12 protein-coding genes and 1 pseudogene are annotated in these 17,937 nt (G+C 73.2%); 10 read left to right on the top strand and 3 right to left on the bottom strand.

Annotated features, from left to right (window positions below; translation table 11 throughout):
- The first annotated feature begins 232 nt into the window (after positions 1–232).
- From guaA to ACIQBJ_RS23830, 3 genes and pseudogenes are all read left to right on the top strand, one after another.
- On the top strand, positions 233–1,819 hold the full coding sequence (guaA, locus tag ACIQBJ_RS23840) for a glutamine-hydrolyzing GMP synthase (RefSeq protein ID WP_400714065.1): 1,587 nt from the start codon (positions 233–235) through the stop codon (positions 1,817–1,819).
- 139 nt (positions 1,820–1,958) lie between these two features.
- Positions 1,959–2,462 (top strand): annotated as a pseudogene (locus tag ACIQBJ_RS23835) (DoxX family membrane protein); the annotation flags it as partial.
- A gap of 30 nt (positions 2,463–2,492) precedes the next feature.
- Positions 2,493–2,975 (top strand): ubiquinol-cytochrome c reductase iron-sulfur subunit, encoded by a 483-nt coding sequence (locus ACIQBJ_RS23830; RefSeq protein ID WP_400714581.1) that lies wholly within the window; start codon positions 2,493–2,495, stop codon positions 2,973–2,975.
- On the opposite strand, the gene ACIQBJ_RS23825 is transcribed toward ACIQBJ_RS23830, so the two are convergent.
- A complete protein-coding gene (locus tag ACIQBJ_RS23825; RefSeq protein WP_400714062.1) occupies positions 2,972–3,208 on the bottom strand; it encodes a hypothetical protein in 237 nt (78 codons plus the stop codon). The two genes, ACIQBJ_RS23830 and ACIQBJ_RS23825, sit on opposite strands and share 4 nt — an antisense overlap.
- Positions 3,208–4,737, bottom strand: a complete 1,530-nt coding sequence (locus ACIQBJ_RS23820; protein ID WP_400714059.1) for a PspC domain-containing protein — start codon at positions 4,735–4,737, stop codon at positions 3,208–3,210. The genes ACIQBJ_RS23825 and ACIQBJ_RS23820 overlap by 1 nt, the downstream gene beginning before the upstream one ends.
- A gap of 134 nt (positions 4,738–4,871) precedes the next feature.
- Here ACIQBJ_RS23820 and ACIQBJ_RS23815 point away from each other — a divergent pair, with 134 nt between their 5' ends.
- The 4 genes from ACIQBJ_RS23815 to ACIQBJ_RS23800 all read left to right on the top strand — a co-directional run bounded on the left by ACIQBJ_RS23815 (position 4,872) and on the right by ACIQBJ_RS23800 (position 9,889).
- A complete protein-coding gene (locus tag ACIQBJ_RS23815; protein ID WP_400714056.1) occupies positions 4,872–6,311 on the top strand; it encodes a PspC domain-containing protein in 1,440 nt (479 codons plus the stop codon).
- On the top strand, positions 6,304–6,984 hold the full coding sequence (locus tag ACIQBJ_RS23810) for a LuxR C-terminal-related transcriptional regulator (RefSeq protein ID WP_400714053.1): 681 nt from the start codon (positions 6,304–6,306) through the stop codon (positions 6,982–6,984). Before ACIQBJ_RS23815 ends, ACIQBJ_RS23810 begins: the two co-directional genes overlap by 8 nt.
- Before the next feature lie 169 nt (positions 6,985–7,153).
- A complete protein-coding gene (locus tag ACIQBJ_RS23805; protein ID WP_400714050.1) occupies positions 7,154–8,311 on the top strand; it encodes an acyltransferase family protein in 1,158 nt (385 codons plus the stop codon).
- Positions 8,312–8,356: 45 nt separating this feature from the next.
- Positions 8,357–9,889, top strand: a complete 1,533-nt coding sequence (locus ACIQBJ_RS23800) for a glycosyltransferase family 39 protein (protein ID WP_400714047.1) — start codon at positions 8,357–8,359, stop codon at positions 9,887–9,889.
- A 72-nt stretch (positions 9,890–9,961) separates the two neighbouring features.
- Here the strand turns inward: ACIQBJ_RS23800 and ACIQBJ_RS23795 are convergent, their stop codons facing one another.
- Positions 9,962–12,382: a hypothetical protein gene (locus tag ACIQBJ_RS23795; RefSeq protein ID WP_400714044.1), complete on the bottom strand. Its 2,421-nt coding sequence runs from the start codon at positions 12,380–12,382 to the stop codon at positions 9,962–9,964.
- 383 nt (positions 12,383–12,765) lie between these two features.
- Between ACIQBJ_RS23795 and ACIQBJ_RS23790 the strand changes: the two genes are divergently transcribed.
- From ACIQBJ_RS23790 to pcrA, 3 genes are all read left to right on the top strand, one after another.
- Complete coding sequence (locus tag ACIQBJ_RS23790) at positions 12,766–14,025, top strand: hypothetical protein (protein ID WP_400714041.1); 1,260 nt, start codon at positions 12,766–12,768, stop codon at positions 14,023–14,025.
- Positions 14,026–14,158: 133 nt separating this feature from the next.
- On the top strand, positions 14,159–15,142 hold the full coding sequence (locus tag ACIQBJ_RS23785) for a glycosyltransferase family 2 protein (RefSeq protein WP_400714038.1): 984 nt from the start codon (positions 14,159–14,161) through the stop codon (positions 15,140–15,142).
- A gap of 144 nt (positions 15,143–15,286) precedes the next feature.
- Positions 15,287–17,899 (top strand): DNA helicase PcrA, encoded by a 2,613-nt coding sequence (gene pcrA / locus ACIQBJ_RS23780; protein WP_400714035.1) that lies wholly within the window; start codon positions 15,287–15,289, stop codon positions 17,897–17,899.
- Positions 17,900–17,937: the final 38 nt, after the last annotated feature.

The following is a 17,937-nucleotide window of genomic DNA, read 5'->3' as shown; positions in this document are numbered from 1 at the left end:
CCGTGCCCGCCACGCGCACCCGGTGGACCGGAGATGATCCACGCGTGGTCCGCCGCACGGGGTGCCGCCCGCACCTGGAGGGCGCCGGCGGGGTCGTGCGGTCTCCCGGTGCAACGATTCGCCGCCCGGTGCGGTCACGGGCTGCGGCGCGGGCAGTCGGGTGAAAGCCGCCCGGTAGACTCGGGGGCGACACCCGCTTTTGTACGTTCGTACCGCCGCCGGAAGGCCGTCTGTGTCCGCTGACTCCCCCGTCCAGTCCGCACCCGAGAACGACACCGTCCTGGTCGTCGACTTCGGTGCCCAGTACGCCCAGCTCATCGCCCGTCGGGTGCGTGAGGCGCGGGTCTACAGCGAGATCGTGCCGAGCTCCATGCCGGTCGCCGAGATGCTCGCCAAGAACCCGCGGGCGATCATCCTCTCCGGCGGTCCGTCGTCGGTGTACGAGGAGGGCGCCCCGCAGCTCGACCGGGCGCTCTTCGAGGCCGGGGTGCCGGTCTTCGGCATGTGCTACGGCTTCCAGCTGATGGCCAAGACCCTCGGCGGCACCGTCGACAACAGCGGCGCCCGCGAGTACGGCCGCACCGCGCTGACCGTGACCCGGGCCGGCTCCACGCTGTTCGAGGGCACCCCGGAGAAGCAGTCGGTGTGGATGTCGCACGGCGACGCCTGCTCGGCCGCGCCCGAGGGCTTCACCGTCACCGCCTCCACCGACGTGGTGCCGGTCGCCGCCTTCGAGAACGACGACCTCAAGCTGTACGGCGTGCAGTACCACCCCGAGGTGATGCACTCCGAGCACGGCCAGCAGGTGCTGGAGCACTTCCTGTACCGCGGCGCCGGCATCGCCCCGAACTGGACCACCAGCAACGTGGTCGAGGAGCAGGTCGCGCTGATCCGCGAGCAGGTCGGCGACAAGCGCGCCGTCTGCGGCCTGTCCGGCGGCGTGGACTCCGCGGTCGCCGCCGCGCTGGTGGCCCGCGCCATCGGCGACCGGCTGACCTGCGTGTACGTCGACCACGGCCTGATGCGCAAGGGCGAGACCGAGCAGGTCGAGAAGGACTTCGTCGCGGCCACCGGCGTCAAGCTGGTCGTGGTCGACGCCGAGGAGCGCTTCCTGACCGCGCTGGCGGGCGTCTCCGACCCCGAGACCAAGCGCAAGATCATCGGCCGCGAGTTCATCCGGGTCTTCGAGCAGGCCCAGGCCGACATCATCGCCGACGAGGGCCCCGCCGTGGAGTTCCTGGTCCAGGGCACCCTGTACCCGGACGTGGTGGAGTCCGGCGGCGGCACCGGCACCGCCAACATCAAGTCCCACCACAACGTCGGCGGCCTCCCCGAGGACCTGGAGTTCCAGCTCGTCGAGCCGCTGCGCAAGCTGTTCAAGGACGAGGTCCGGATGGTCGGCCAGGAGCTCGGCCTGCCCGCCGAGATCGTCCAGCGCCAGCCGTTCCCCGGCCCCGGCCTGGGCATCCGGATCGTCGGCGAGGTCACCAAGGAGCGCCTCGACCTGCTCCGCGAGGCCGACGCCATCGCCCGCGAGGAGCTGACCCTGGCCGGCCTGGACGCCGAGATCTGGCAGTGCCCGGTCGTGCTGCTGGCCGACGTCCGCTCGGTCGGCGTGCAGGGCGACGGCCGCACCTACGGCCACCCGATCGTGCTGCGCCCGGTCTCCTCCGAGGACGCCATGACCGCCGACTGGTCGCGGCTGCCCTACGAGGTGCTGGCGAAGATCTCCACCCGGATCACCAACGAGGTCAAGGACGTGAACCGGGTCGTCCTGGACGTCACCTCGAAGCCGCCGGGCACCATCGAGTGGGAGTGATCCCACCGGCAACCGTGTGACCGCGCCGCCAGTCCCAGTGAACAGGGAGTGGCGGCGCGGTCATGTGCGATCGGCATTGGGCACAATCGGACCGGTCCTGTCGGCGGACGGCAGGCGGTGAGGGAGAGGGGCGTCAACGATGGCGGCGGGCACCAGAGCGCGAGGCACGGCCGGACCGACCGGGCAGTGGAAGGCGACGGGCAGTCGGCTCGCCCTGCTGCCGCTGCGGCTGTTCCTGGGGGTGACCTTCGTCTACGCCGCCTTCGACAAGCTCTCCGACGCGCACTACCTGGCGGGCGCCGGCGACGCCGCCTCCTTCTACAGCCAGACCCTGGCGGCCAAGGGCAGCAGCCCGATCGGCTGGGCGCTCGGCCCCGCCCTGGACGCCCCCACCTTCTTCGGCCTGCTGATCGCCTTCGGCGAGCTCGCCGTCGGCCTCGGCACCCTGTTCGGCCTGTGGGGCCGGGTCGCCGCCCTCGGCGGCGCGCTGCTGTCCGCCACCCTCTGGCTGACCGTCAGCTTCCACACCACCCCGTACTACCTGGGCAACGACCTCGCCTACCTGATGGCCTGGACGCCGCTGCTGCTGGCCGGCACCCCGGTGCTCTCGGTCGACGGCTACCTCGCCGCCCGGGCCGACCGGGACCGCGGCCGCGGCCTCGCCGAGGACGCGGTGCGCCGCCGCGCCCTGCTCGACGGCGGCATCGCGGCGGTCGCGCTCGGCGGCGCCGGCCTGCTCTCCGGCTCGCTCACCGCCACCCTCGGCCGGGACGACGACACCGCCACCGCCGCCGCCACCGGCACGCCGGGCGCCACCAGCCCCGTCCCGCAGGAGCAGAACGGCGGGCCGAGCGTGCCCGCCGCCCAGGTCCCGGTCGGCGGCTCCGCCACCGTCAAGGACCCGGCCAGCGGCGACGCCGTGTACATCGTCCAGCCCGCCGCCGGCCAGTACGCCGGCCTCTCCTCGGTCTGCACCCACTCCGGCTGCGCGGTCAACCCGCCCAAGGACGGCCAGCTCTACTGCCCGTGCCACGGCTCCAAGTTCGACGCCGCCACCGGCGCGGTGATCACCGGCCCCGCGGTGAAGCCGCTGCCCAAGTACACCGTCACCAAGAACGGCGACCAGCTGCGGCTCGGCCCGCAGCAGAAGAGCTAGTCCGCGTCCCGCTCCCCGCCGTCGCCGTCCGCCGCACCCGACCGGTTGCGGCGGGCGGCGGCCAGCACGGCGGCGCCCAGGCCGCCCGCGCCGAGCACGATGAGCGCCAGCGGCAGGACGAAGCGGCTGTTCACCTCGCGGTCGTTCACCGAGGCCACCAGGTACACCACCGCCAGGGCGCTGAACAGGCCGCCCGCGACCAGCGCGTACAGGTCGAACCGATGCTTCCTCATCACCGCACCACCTCGATGTTCCCGGCGCCCACCGTCACCGTCAGGTCCAGCACTCCCTTGGACGGCTGCCCGTCCGGTACCTCGATCACCACGTTCTCGTCGGTCAGCGGGCCGTCGAAGGACTGCCCGTCGGGCAGTCCGACCTCGCCCGCGCCGTCCCGCACCTTCAGCCGCAGCTCCACCCCGGACGGGACGACCACCCGGGCGTCGCCCGCGCCCAGCCACAGCGAGGTGCGGACGGTGCCGCCGCGCGGGTCCACCGCCGACAGGTCGAGACGGGCGTCGCCGAAGCCCAGCGCGTAGCGCTCGCGCGGGGTGTCCGCGGCGGCGACCGTCCAACTGCGGTCCCCGACCGAGTCCGCGACCGTCACCGGGCTGCCCGCCGCCAGCACCAGGCCCGCCGTCACCAGCAGCGACAGGAAGGTCAGCCCGCGGGTCCGCCCCCAGCGGGCGCTGACCAGCATCGCCAGGCCCAGCGGCAGCAGCGCCACCGCCAGCACCGTCGACCAGCGCTGCTGCCCGTGGCCGCTCGCCGCGACCGCCCAGGCCGCGCCCGCCGCCACCAGCAGCGCGGACGCCCCGAGCACCGAACTCCCGCGCTCCGCCTTCCGCGCGGCCTTCCACTCGTGGTGCCGCCGCATGCTCTCCCGGTGCCGCTCCCGCGCCTCCAGGTGCGCCTGCCGGTGCCGCTCCGCGCGCTCGGCCCGGCCGTCGGCGGGCGGCTGCTTGCGCAGCGGGTCGCCGTCCGGCAGGTCGGTGCGCTGCCACCACGGCTGCGCGGGGGCCCCCGGCGGCGTCGCGCCGTACGGGTCGCGCTCCGGGTGCCGCGGGTCCCACAGGTAGCCGGACGGGCCGACCGGCGGGGTGTCCGGGGCGTCCGTCCGGCCGGCGGCGGTCCGGGCCGCCTGCTCGCCGTGCCAGGCCGCGACCCGCTCCTGGAACTCGGCCGAGCGGACCTTCCACTCGCCGCGCAGGTCCCGGCTCATCGCCTCGCCCCAGGACTTCCAGTCCGCGAACGGGCCGGACGCGTCCAGCCGGTCGTACGGGCCGCCCTCCGCCTCCGGCGGCGGCACCGCGCCGCCGTTGATCCGGCGGCGGCGCTCCGGGTCGTAGCGCAGCGCCAGGAACACCAGCGCGGCGAGCAGCAGCAGCGGGAACAGCTGGTCGCCGTCGCCCATCGAGGAGAGGAACACCCCGGTGCCGATCACCGTCAGCACCACCGCGCCGACCGACTGGCCGTCCACCCGGCCGGTCAGCACCCGCTGCAGCTCGGTGCGGCCGCCCTCGCCGTCCTCGGCCTCGCGCGGCACCACCAGCCAGGCCAGGCCGTACAGGAACAACCCGAGCCCGCCGGTCAGGCCGAGCACCGCGAGCACCACCCGGAACACCACCGGGTCGATGTCCAGGTAGCGGCCGAGGCCGCCGCACACGCCCGCCACCACCCGGTGCCGGGAGGAGCGGGTCAGCACCGGGCGCGGTGGGTCGGCGGGGTTCTCCGGTGCGTCCGCCGGGATCTGGTCGTCCGTCATGCCCTCCATCCTTCCGGGCCGCGCGGCCCCGCCCAACCGTCCGCGGCCCGGGAGCGACCCTGAACTGTCCCTGAGGAGGGGGTAGGGCCGGACCCTGATGCGCCGCCGGCCCGGCACCTGCCACCATCGGTGCCGTGGCCGCACCCGAGACCCGAACCCCCGACCCCGCCCCGACCGACGCACCGGCCGGGGCCCCGCCCTACCGGCGGCTGTACCGCAGCCCGCACGGGCGGATCCTCGGCGGCGTCTGCCAGGGCCTGGCCACCCACCTCGGCGTGCCCGTCACCTGGGTCCGGCTGGCGTTCATCGTGCTGTTCTTCACCCAGGGCATCGGCACCCTGCTGTACGCCGCGTTCTGGGTGGTGGTGCCGCTCGGCATCAACGAGGCCGCCCCCGGCACCCCGCGGGCCGCCCGACGGGGCGCCGACGGGCCGGACGGCCGCCGGCTCGGGCGGCTGCGCGACCTGCTGGAGCGCACCTTCCACGGCGACGACGGCGCCCCCACCGGTGCCGCCACCGGCACCACCGCCGCCGCGACCGCCGCCGGGCCCGCGCCCGCCACCGCCGCCCCCGGCAGGGGCCGGTCCGCCGCCGGGCAGCGCGGCGGCAGCCTGGGCCAGCTGTTCGCGCTGATCGGCCTGGTCATCGGCGTGATGGCGCTGCTGTCCGCGCTCGGCATCCAGACCGCCAAGCCGTACGTGTGGCCGCTGCTCGCGGTCGGCGTCGGCGTCGCCCTGGTGTGGCGGCAGGCCGACGACTCGCGCTGGCAGAGCTGGTTCGGCCTGGAGCCGGGCAGCCGCAAGGGCGCCTACCTGCGGGTGCTGGCCGGGGTGCTGCTGGTGGTGGCCGGCATCATCGGCTACTTCGTCATGCAGGGCGTCGGCTCGCCGGTGGCGCTGGTGGTCGAGTCCTCGCTGGCGGTGGTCGCGGGCGTGCTGGTGCTGGCCGGGCCGTCCGCGCTGCGGCTGTGGCAGGACCTCGGCGCCGAGCGCACCGCCCGGATCCGGGCCCAGGAGCGGGCCGAGATCGCCGCGCACGTCCACGACTCGGTGCTGCACACCCTCACCCTGATCCAGCGCCGGGCCGAGGACCCCAAGGAGGTGCTCCGGCTGGCCCGCGCCCAGGAGCGCGAGCTGCGGCTGTGGCTGTACCGCCCGGAGGCCGCCGCCGAGGCCGCCCCCGACACCCTGGCCGAGCACCTGCGCGAGATCGTCGCCGAGGTCGAGGACCGGCACGGCGTCCCCCTGGAACTGGTCTGCGTCGGCGACTGCCCGATGGACGAGAAGATCGCCTCGCAGATGCAGGCCGCGAGGGAAGCCATGGTGAACGCCGCCAAGTACGGTGGCGGGGGACCGGTCCAGGTCTACGCGGAGGTGGAGGGGAGGACGGTGTCGGTGTTCGTCCGCGACCACGGCCCCGGCTTCGACCCCGACGACCTCCCCGAGGACCGCATGGGCGTACGCGAATCGATCATCGGCCGGATGCGGCGCAACGGCGGCACCGCGCGGGTGCGGCCCGCGCCGGACGGCGGGACCGAGGTCGAGCTGGAGATGGAGAGGGCGGCAGATGACTGACGCAGCGTCAGAGGCGGCGGCACCCGGGCGGCGGGCCCGGGTGGTCCTGGTGGACGACCACCGGATGTTCCGCACCGGGGTGCGCGCCGAGATCGGGCGCACCGACGAGACCGGCATCGACGTGGTCGGCGAGGCCGACGACGTCGAGTCCGCGGTCCGGGTGGTCGCCGAGACCCGCCCCGACGTGGTGCTGCTCGACGTCCACCTGCCCGGCGGCGGCGGCGTCGAGGTGCTGCGCCGCTCGGCCGGCGTCGAGGGGGTGCGCTTCCTCGCGCTGTCCGTCTCGGACGCCGCCGAGGACGTGATCGGCGTGATCCGCGGCGGCGCCCGCGGCTACGTGACCAAGACCATCACCGGCACCGACCTGGTCAGCGCGGTCTTCCGGATCTCCGACGGCGACGCGGTGTTCTCGCCCCGGCTGGCCGGCTTCGTGCTGGACGCGTTCGCCGCCACCGACACCCCGCCGGTCGACGAGGACCTCGACCGGCTCACCCAGCGCGAGCGCGAGGTGCTGCGGCTGATCGCCCGCGGCTACGCCTACAAGGAGATCGCCAAGCAGCTGTTCATCTCGGTGAAGACGGTGGAGAGCCACGTCTCGGCGGTGCTGCGCAAGCTCCAGCTCTCCAACCGGCACGAGCTGACCCGCTGGGCCACCGCGCGCCGCCTGGTCTGAGCGGGGCGCGGCACCCGGTCCGGGCGGGGCGTGTGCCAACGAGAGGTCTCCGGGGCGGGAAGCGCTCCGCGGTGTCGGTAGGCTTCGTCCGACCGGCACCGCGCCCGGGCCCGGCGGGCCCGGCGGGCCGGGCCCGCCGACCGTCCCCGTCCCCAGCGAGAGCGCGCCGATGTCATCGACCGTAGCCAGTCACGATCCCCTGCCGCCCCTGACGGCGGACAGCGCCGTCGCGCCGAAACCGGCCAAGCGCCCCCGCCTCTACGTCCTGGACGGGCTCCGCCTGCTGGCCGCGGTCGGGGTGCTCTGCTGGCACTGGCTCGGCGTCGAGCGCTTCCAGGGCGTCTGGCACGGCTCCCCGTCGAAGCTGATGCCGTTCGGCCACCTGATCGGCGCCTACAGCTGGACCGGCGTCCAGCTGTTCTTCCTGATCAGCGGCTTCGTCATCTGCATGTCCTGCTGGGGCCGCTCGCTCGGCGACTTCTTCACCTCCCGGGTGGTCCGGCTGTTCCCGGCCTACTGGGTCGCGGTGCTGCTCACCACCGTCACGCTGATGCTGGCGACGACGATATGGGGCGACATCACCAGCAAGCCCACGCCGACCCGCGTCCTGACCAACCTCACCATGCTGAACGCGCCCAGCGGGGTCGCCGACATCGACCCGGTGTACTGGTCGCTGTGGGCCGAGACCCGCTTCTACGTGCTGTTCTCGGTGCTGCTGATCTGGGGCCTGACCTACAAGCGGGTCGTCGGCTTCTGCCTGGTCTGGGCGTTCCTGGCGACCGTCGCCGGCCCGGCCGACCTGCCCGTCCTGTCGATGATGGTCCAGCCCACCTACGCCTGGTACTTCATCGCCGGCATCGCGATGTACCTGATGTACCGCTTCAAGCCGAATCTGCTGCTCTGGGGCATCGTCGCGTTCTGCTGGCTGATGGCCCAGGACCGGATGCGCGGCGTCATCGGCGGCTACGAGTACGGCACCCAGCACCACCTGTCCTGGTACCTGACCATCGCCTACGTCACCGCCGCGTTCCTGCTGGTGCTCGGCTCCGCGCTGGGCTGGTTCAACTGGGTCCGCTGGAAGTGGCTGACGGTCGCCGGCTCGCTCACCTACCCGCTGTACCTGCTGCACCAGGAGATCGGCTTCCAGCTGATCACCCGGATCAGCCGCCACCTGCCGCCGTACCCGACCTTCTTCGTGGTACTGGTGATCATGATGGGTGCGGCCTACCTGGTGCACCGCCTGGTCGAACGGCCGATGGCGCCCTGGCTGAAGAAGAAGCTCGACACCTCGTTCGCGCAGATCCGGCGCGACGGAGCGTCGGACTGACCGACCGAGCAACCGAACTCCGAAATGTTTCCTAAGGGGGACGACGTGGCGGAAGCCGCCGTGGCCGAACAACCGGCGATCGAGGGAAGCGCCTCACCGGAACCGGCCGGGAGACTCGCCGCCAGGGCCGCCGCCCTGCCGCGCTGGGCGACCGGGACGCTCTGGGTCTGGCCGGTGCTGCTCACCCTGGCCCTGGGCATATACAAGGCGGGGCGGCCCGAGCTGTGGCGCGACGAGCTCGCGTCCTGGAGCGCCGCCGAACGCAGCACCGGCGAACTGCTCGACATGCTCAACCACGTGGACGCCGTCTCCGGCGCCTACTACCTGCTGCTGCACTACTGGATCGGGGCGTTCGGCGACTCCGTCACCTCGATGCGGCTGCCCTCCGCGCTGGCGATGGCCGGGGCGGCCGGCTTCGTGTTCCTGATCGGCCGCAAGCAGTTCAACGCCTGGGCCGGTCTGATCGCCGGGCTGATGTTCGCCCTGGTGCCCTCGGTCTCGGTCTACTCCCAGCAGGTCCGCGGCTACGCCTTCGTGGTGCTGTTCGTCGCCGCCGGCACCTGGGCGCTGCTGCGCGCGCTGGAGCGGCCGACCTGGCCGCGCTGGCTGCTGTACGCGGTGTGCGTGGCGCTGGCCGGCGCGTTCCACATGATCGCGCTGGTCTTCCTGGCCCCGCACGCGGTGGTGGTCGCGCTGCGCTGGTGGCGCTCGCGCGACCGGGCGCTGCTGTTCGGCTTCCCGGTGGCGGTGCTGGGCGGCGTCCTGCCGCTGCTGCCGCTGGTGCTGCTGGGCCGCAAGCAGGTCGGCCGGCAGATCTCCTGGATCAAGACCCCGCACCTCGGTTCCTTCCCCGACTTCTGGGCCGGCCTGTTCGGCGCCTCGCTGGTCGGCGGCCTGGTGCTGGCGCTGGCCGCGATGCCGCTGGCCTGGAGCGGCAACCGCCGCCGGGCGGTGGAGATCGGCCTGATGGCCGCGCTGCCGATCGCCGCGGTGTTCGTGGTCTCGCAGGGCAGCACCTCGTACTTCATGGACCGGTACCTGCTGTTCACCGTCCCGGTGTGGTGCGTGCTGGCCGGCGCGGCCGCGACCTCGGTGCGGCCCCGGCCGCTGGCGGCGGTGGCGTTCCTGCTGCTGCTCGGCCTGGTCGGGACGCAGGCCCAGCAGCACCTGCGCGGCACCACCTCGCACGAGTGGTCGGACGAGCGCGGCGCCGCCAAGGTGATCGCCCAGGGCTACCGGCCGGGCGACGCCATCGTGCCGGTCCGCGGCAGCGCGGACTACATGATGATGGACCACGCGATGGAGTACTACCTGCCGCGTTCGATCGAGCCCAAGGACCTGTTCGCGGCCAGGTCCGCGATCGCCCGGGACGACCTGTTCGCCGAGTCCTGCCCGGACCCGGCGGCCTGCATCGGCGACACCCGGCGGGTCTGGATGGTCACCTTCGCGGGCAACGACGACGAGCCGTTCCACGGCCTGCCCGAGACGGAGGCCGCCGCGCTCAAGGCGAAGTTCTCCCCGGTGCAGGTCTCGAAGGTCCGCGCGATCACGGTGACGCTGCTGGAACGCACCCACTGAGCAGCCCCGAACGGCGAGGGCCCGGCACCCCCAGGGGTGCCGGGCCCTCGCCGTTCCGGCGGTGCGGGCGGCTCAGCCGAGCCGGTAGATCCCGATCCGGCCGTTGTCGAACACCTTGGTGGCCAGCTTCTCCATCCCGGCGCCCTCGGCCCCGACCCGCCGGTTCACGAACAGGTAGCGCACGTGGTGCCGGTCGTGCAGCTCGGCGAGCAGCGCGGGCGTCGGCCGGCCGATCGCCTCGTCGTTCAGCTTCAGCAGGTCCTGGTCCCAGAAGTTCGGGTCGGTGCCGGCCATCACGCGCGGGGCGAAGCCCCAGCCCTCGACCAGCACCGAGCGCTCCGCGTAGGCGCTGAGCGCGAAGTCCCGGTAGTCGGTGCAGGGGGCGGACGGGTCCTTGAAGTCGTCGGCGGACCAGCAGTGCTCGTTGGTCGCGACCACGTCGGCGGGGTCGCTGTGCGCGCGCAGCCAGCGGGCCGCCTCGACCTTGCCGGCGGGCAGCGGGAGGGCGCCCCACACGGTCGGGCCCCAGGTCGGCTTCGGCAGGTCCAGCACCAGGGTCGGGGTGGCGGCCAGCAGGGCGGCGGTGAGCAGCACGATGCCGCCGCGGCCGCGCATCGGCCGGACCTTGCGGGACAGCGCCCACCACAGCACCGCGCAGACGGCGGCCAGCGCGACCAGCGTCAGGCCGGCCGCGACGATCGCGAACAGCCCGGACGCGGAGCCGTTGGCGCCCCGGCCCGGGTAGTCGGTCAGCAGGGCCCGCAGGAAGCCGGTGCTGCCCGGGTGCAGGTCGCGGATCGCCCGGTCCACCCGCTGCAGCCAGCCGAGGTCGTGGTCCGAGCCGACCAGCCAGATCATCAGCGCCGTCCAGGCCACCGCGAACGCGCCCAGCGCGACCCGGCCGCGGCGGGAGAGCTTCGCCCGCTCCCAGGCCTCGCAGTAGCCCCAGGCGGAGAGCAGCACGCCGAAGGCGAGGCCGGCGTGCGTGAAGTAGCCCGCGTTCCAGCCGCTGATCGCGATGAACGCGGCCGGTCCGGCGACCGCGCCGCCGAGCAGGAACCACTGCACCGGCTCCAGCCGCATCCGGCCGTGCCACAGCAGCGGCACCGCGCCGGCCACCCGCAGCTGGGTGTTGACCAGGAAGGCGAACCAGACCAGCGCCACCACCATCAGCTGGCCGGTCGAGCTGCGGACGTCCTGCGGGTCGGCCCAGAACACCCGGATGTTGGAGAACGGGTCGACGGCCAGGCCGTACGTCTTGAAGGCGAAGATCACCGCGGTGGAGAACAGCTGGGCGGCGCCGACGATCACGCCGAGCCGCACCACCGTCCACGGGACCCGCCGGGCGGCCACCAGCCCGGCCAGGCCGGCCAGCGCCAGGCCGGCCAGGGTGACCGGGATCGAGGTGGCCTTGGCGGCGCTGGAGGAGAACGCGAACAGCACCGCCAGCACGTACACGGCGCGGCCGCCGAGCAGCGGCGCCCGGTCCGGCCCGGTCTCCCGGTCGGTGCGGCGCAGGGCGTCGCCGGCCACGCCGATCAGGGCCAGCAGCAGCGGCTGGCTGTACGTCATCGAGACGCTGCCCCAGACCATCAGCGTGGTCTGCGGCGACCCGAACGGGGTCTGGCCGTGCCCGCCGTTGAACTCGCCGACCGCGAACAGCAGCAGGCCCGCGATCGGGCCCGCCCAGGCGCGGCCGCTGAGCCGCCAGGCCACCACCGCGGCGACCAGCATGGTGAGCGCGCACAGCGCCGGGATCATCAGCCGCAGCTGCACCACCGGCAGGTCGAGGTGGCCGACCAGGCTGGTCATCGCCTCGTGGACGAACGCGAACCAGTGGTACTGCAGCGGCTCGCCGGCCACCTGCGGCAGGGTGGGGGGGAAGGAGTGCTTGGCGTTGCCGGCCAGCGACATCTGGTAGGAGATGTCGACGAACTGGCGGCTGGCGTCGTTCGCGGGCATCAGCTCGACGACGTCCAGGTACACCTTGAACAGGTAGCCGGTGGTCAGCGCGACGGTGCCGGCCACCGCCCAGGCCCAGGAGCGCGGGACGGGCGTGTAGCCGCGCACCCACCAGTGCCGGCGCAGCCGCGGCACCGCGGCGAACGGCACCACCACCAGCAGCGGCCAGAGCGTCATCGCCCCCGCCAGGCCCAGCGGCATGAACACGGCCCAGGCGGCGAGCTCCAGCACCAGGCCGGTGACCGCGCCCATGGTCAGGTCCTCGACCAGGGTGTGCGGGGCGCGGCGCAGCGAGCGGTACAGCAGGGTGCCGGGCAGCAGCACGCCCCAGCCGGTGTAGAACGCGTAGCGGGCCATCGCGTCCACCGGGGTGTCGGAGGCGGCCAGCGCGGCGACCAGGACCGCCAGGGCGGCCAGCGCGGGCAGGAAGCGCACCGCGGTGCCGAGCGGGCCCCGCCCCCCGTCGCCGGTCCGGGCCGGCGGCCCGGTCTGCGCGCCCGCCGCGCGGGGGGTGTCGTGGAACGTGCCCATCAGCCGTTATCTCCCGGGAGTGTTCTCGGTGGACTCCGCGGCCGGCCCCCCGCGACCGCGTCCGTCGCGGTCGAACGGTGGCCGGCGGTGCCCGGGAAGAGGGACGGCCGCGCCACCGGTGGACGGTGTCGGCCGCCGGCGCCGGACGGCCGTGCAGAAGGGCATGCCGTACGCGACCCACAGGCTAGCAGGCGGGCGAAGATCCGCTTCAGGGCCACCGGCGGAGCCGCCGACCGGGTCCGGGCGGCCGGTCCGGGGCGGGCCGCCGAGGTCGTTCGTGTGGGATCGAAGGGCCCGGGGTCGGGGGCGAGCAGCTCCGGCCGTCCCGTAAACTCCCTGCAGCATCCGGATTGGAACACAGTAGAACACTGGGGGGCTCGCTCATGCGCGCGACGTCCGGCGTGGTCGCGAGCGGCGATCCACACCTCGACCAACCGACCGCACCGGCGGAACCGGAGGTCCTTCGCAGTCGGGCGCTGCGCGCGGTGCGGCGGTTCGCCCCCGTGCTGGGCCTCTACGCGCTGGTGAAGTCGACCGGTTTCGTGGTCTTCATGTACCTGCTGCACCGGTCCGGCGACTACCGGACCAGGCCGCCCGGTCCGGGTGGCGGCCACCGGCCGTGGGACGTGCTCGGCTCCTGGGACGGCCTGTCCTACCAGGAGATCGCCGCGCACTGGTACCACCCGCAGGTCCTCGCCGCGGGGGCCCAGGTCTCCGACGTGAAGCCGAACACCGCGGCGTTCTTCCCGCTCTACCCGGGCCTGATGGGCCTGGTCTCGAAGGTCACCGGCCTCGGCCCGTTCGGCTCCGGCATGCTGGTCTCGGTGGTGTTCTCGTTCGTCGCCGCGGCCGGCCTCTACGCCGTCGTGGCGCTGCTCGCCGGGCACCGCGCCGGCATAGCCGTCGGCGGCCTGTGGGCGCTCGCCCCGGGCTCGGGCGTCGAGTGGGCGGTCTACTCGGAGTCGATGTTCGTCGCGATCGCGGCCTGGGCCTGCTACGCGGTGCTCAAGCGCCAGTGGGTCGCCGCCGGCCTGCTCGCCCTGGTGTCCGGCCTGAACCGGCCGACCTCCGCAGCACTGATCGCGGCCGTCGGCCTGGCCGCGCTGATCGCGTTGTTCAAGCGCACCGACGGGGTCGCCAAGCCGCTGTTCGCGATCCTGATATCGCCCTGGGGCCTGTTCGGCTACCTGGCCTGGGTCGGCTGGCGGATGCACAGCCCCGGCGGCTACTTCATGATCCAGAAGTCGTGGCAGCACTACTTCGACGGCGGGAAGTTCACCCTCCAGGCGATCCCCGAGATCATGATCGCCCGCTACCACTACCTGTGGGCCTGGCCGATGTCCGACACCTTCGCGCTGGCCGTGCTGCTCACGGTCCCGGTGCTGCTGGTGCTGCTGATCCGGCTGCGCCCCCCGGTCTTCCTGGTGCTGTTCACGGTGCTGACCATCGCGTCCACCGTGCTCAGCCAGCAGATATTCGGCAACATCCCGCGCTACCTGCTCCCGGCCTTCCCGCTGCTGATCGCCCCCGCGATCGGCGCGAGCCGGCTCAAGTGGCCGACCATGGTGTCGCTGATGGTGTTCGTCGGGGCGGCCTCCGGCTGGTACGCGGGCTACGTCACGTTCGAGCTCGGTACGCCGTGACGTTCGAACCCGGTGGCCCGTGACCAGGGCCCTCCGGGGACGGAGGGCCTCTGAATCCCTTGCTAGGATCCGCTCGACCGACGAAGCGCATGTCCCTGGTCTTATCGAACTACTCTCTCCGGTGGGAAACCCCATGGCGGCTGCACGAGCCACGACGACCCTGTCCGTCGTCATTCCGATGTACAACGAGGAGGCGGCCCTCCCGGCCCTCGTCGCCCGACTCCGTCCCGCGCTGGACGGCACGAACGTCTCCTACGAGGTCGTGGCCGTCGACGACGGCTCCGCCGACCGGACGGCTGAGCTGCTGGAGAAGATCCGCCTCGACTGGCCCGAACTGCGGATCGTCCAGCTGCGGCGCAACTCCGGCCACCAGGCCGCGCTGACCGCCGGCCTGCACAGCTCGGTGGGCGACTACGTGGCCAGCATCGACGCGGACCTCCAGGACCCGCCGGAGAAGATCCCGGAGATGCTGGAGCTGGCCCGCCGCGACGGCCTGGACATCGTCTACGGCGTCCGCTCGGACCGCAGCACCGACACCGGTTTCAAGCGCCGCACCGCCGGCCTCTACTACTGGCTGGTCCGCCGCATGGTCGGCAAGCGGGTGCCGTCCCAGGCCGGCGACTTCCGGCTGCTCAGCCGGGAGGCCGTGGACGCGCTCAAGGCGCTGCCGGACCAGCAGCAGGTCTACCGCCTGCTGGTGCCGTGGCTGGGCTTCCCCAGCGGCCAGGTGACGTACTTCCGCGAGGAGCGGGTCGCCGGCGAGACCAAGTACCCGCTGAGCAAGATGGTCCGGCTCGCGATCGACAGCATCACCAACTTCTCGGCCGCGCCGCTGCGGATCGCGACCTGGCTGGGCGTGCTGAGCTTCTTCGGCTGCTTCGCGTTGCTCGCCGCGACCCTCGGCATCTACGTGGCCGGCCACACCGTGCCCGGCTGGACCTCGCTGTTCGTCGCCATGCTGTTCCTCGGCGGCATCCAGCTGATCTGCGTCGGCCTGCTCGGCGAGTACATCGGCCGGATCTACACCGCAGTGCAGAAGCGCCCGACCTTCTTCATCGGCTACGACTCGGCCGACGCGGACCGGACCACCGGGAGCGGCGACCGGATCGGCGTCTGACGCTCCCCGTCCCCGGCTCCGAGCCCCCGCCCCCGTCACGGGGGCGGGGGCTCCCGCCGTTCGTCCGCCCGGAACCGGGAGGCCGGAGCCGGACTGCCGGAGCCGGGCCGGGACGTCGGTGGCGGGCCATAGACTCGAAAGGCCATGAGTAGCCTCTTCGATGACCTCCCGCTCCCCGGCTTCGAGCGTCCAGCCGTCGGGTCGAGCCCCCGTCCCGAGGCGGCCGAGCCGCCCCCGCCGGCGTGGCCGGACGACGCCCCGCCGCTCGACGAGCCCGACGACGGGCCCTGGGAGGAGGCGTACGAGGAGGACGTCCCGGACGGGCTGTTCGCCACCGACCACGCCGCCGAGAGCGCGCGCGACGCCTGGTACCGCAACGGCGCGGCCCGCCCCGCGGTCGACCCGGCGCAGCTGCTGGAGGGCATGAACGACCCGCAGCGCGAGGCGGTGCTGCACGCCGGGTCGCCGCTGCTGCTGGTGGCCGGCGCGGGCTCCGGCAAGACCCGGGTGCTGACCCACCGGATCGCCTACCTGCTGGGCGCGCGCGGCGTGCAGCCGGGCGAGATCCTGGCGATCACCTTCACCAACAAGGCCGCCGGCGAGATGCGCGAGCGGGTCGAGGCCCTGGTCGGGCCGCGGGCCCGGGCGATGTGGGTGTCGACCTTCCACAGCGCCTGCGTGCGCATCCTGCGCCGGGAGGCCAAGCAGCTCGGGATGAGCTCCAGCTTCTCGATCTACGACTCGGCGGACTCGCAGCGCCTGATGGCGCTGGTCTGCCGGGACCTCGACCTGGACCCGAAGCAGTTCCCGCCGAAGTCCTTCACCTCGAAGGTCAGCAACCTCAAGAACGAGCTGATCGACGAGGAGACGTACGCCGACCAGGCCGCCAACCCGATGGAGAAGAAGCTCGCCGAGGCGTACTTCCTCTACCAGCGGCGGCTGCGCGAGGCCAACGCCCTCGACTTCGACGACATCATCATGGCCACCGTCCACCTGCTGCAGGCGTTCCCCGACGTCGCGGAGCACTACCGGCGCCGGTTCCGGCACATCCTGGTCGACGAGTACCAGGACACCAACCACGCCCAGTACACGCTGGTCCGCGAGCTGTCCGGCGGCTCTGCCGGGCACGCGCCCCGGACGACCGTCGACGGTGAGTACGTGAACCCCGCCGAGGCGCAGCTCGCGCAGCTCCCGCCCGCGGAGCTGTGCGTGGTCGGCGACGCCGACCAGTCGATCTACGCCTTCCGCGGCGCGACGATCCGCAACATCCTCCAGTTCGAGGAGGACTACCCGAACGCGACCACCATCCTGCTGGAGCAGAACTACCGCTCCACCCAGACCATCCTGTCGGCCGCCAACGCGGTGATCGAGCGCAACACCAACCGCCGCAAGAAGAACCTGTGGACGGCCGGCGACCAGGGCGAGCAGGTGGTCGGCTACGTCGCCGACGACGAGCACGCCGAGGCGCAGTTCGTCGCCGAGGAGATCGACCGGCTCACCGACGCCGGCGACGCCCGCCCCGGCGACGTGGCGATCTTCTACCGCACCAACGCGCAGTCCCGGGTGTTCGAGGAGGTGTTCATCCGGGTCGGCCTGCCGTACAAGGTGGTCGGCGGCGTGCGCTTCTACGAGCGCAAGGAGGTCAAGGACGTCCTGGCCTACCTGCGGGTGCTCTCCAACCCGGAGGACACCGTGCCGCTGCGCCGCATCCTCAACGTGCCCAAGCGCGGCATCGGCGAGCGCGCCGAGGCGATGATCGACGCGCTGGCCGCGCGCGAGCGGATCTCCTTCGCCGCGGCGCTGCGCCGGGTCGACGAGGCGTACGGGATGGCCGCGCGCTCCACCAACGCGGTGAAGAAGTTCAACGAGCTGCTGGCCGGGCTGCGCCAGGTCGTCGAGTCCGGGGCCGGTCCGGCCGCGGTGCTGGAGGCGGTGCTGGAGGAGACCGGGTACCTGGCCGAGCTGCAGTCCTCCACCGACCCGCAGGACGAGACCCGGGTGGAGAACCTGCAGGAGCTGGCGTCCGTGGCGCTGGAGTACGAGAAGGACCCGGGGGAGCGCCCGGAGGGCGACGAGGGCCCGCCGGTCGGCTCGCTCGCCGACTTCCTGGAGCGGGTCGCGCTGGTCGCCGACTCCGACCAGATCCCGGACGGGGAGGAGGACGGGCAGGGCGTCATCACGATGATGACCCTGCACACCGCCAAGGGCCTGGAGTTCCCGGTGGTGTTCCTGACCGGCATGGAGGACGGGATCTTCCCGCACATGCGGGCCCTCAACCAGGTCAAGGAGCTGGAGGAGGAGCGCCGCCTCGCCTACGTCGGCCTGACCCGGGCCCGGCAGCGGCTCTACCTGACCAGGTCGGTGCTGCGCAGCGCCTGGGGCCAGCCCTCGTACAACCCGGCCTCGCGCTTCCTGGAGGAGATCCCGGAGAAGCTGATCGACTGGAAGCGCACCGGCGCGGCCGCCGTGCCGCCCTCGCGCTACGGGTCCTCGTCCTCGTCCGGGGGCTCGTCGCGCGGCTCCGGGTCGTCCGCGGCGGCCGCGCCGAAGGCGGGCTGGGGCCGGTCGGCGCGCACCGTGACGGACCGGGAGGTGGTCGCGCTGGCGGTCGGCGACCGGGTCAGCCACGACAGCTTCGGGCTGGGCACGGTGGTCGCCACCCAGGGCGTCGGCGACAAGGCGCGGGCCACCGTCGACTTCGGGACGGCGGGCCGCAAGGAACTGCTGCTGCGGTACGCGCCGGTGGAGAAGCTGTAGTCCGCCGCCGCCGGACGGGGGAGGGGAGCTGTGATATT

Origin of the sequence: Kitasatospora sp. NPDC088391, assembly GCF_044753345.1 — a bacterium.
In the GTDB taxonomy this organism is placed as follows: Bacteria; Actinomycetota; Actinomycetes; order Streptomycetales; family Streptomycetaceae; genus Kitasatospora.
The sequence above is the reverse complement of the archived record's forward strand: the minus strand, read 5'-3'. Positions and strand labels throughout refer to the sequence as shown.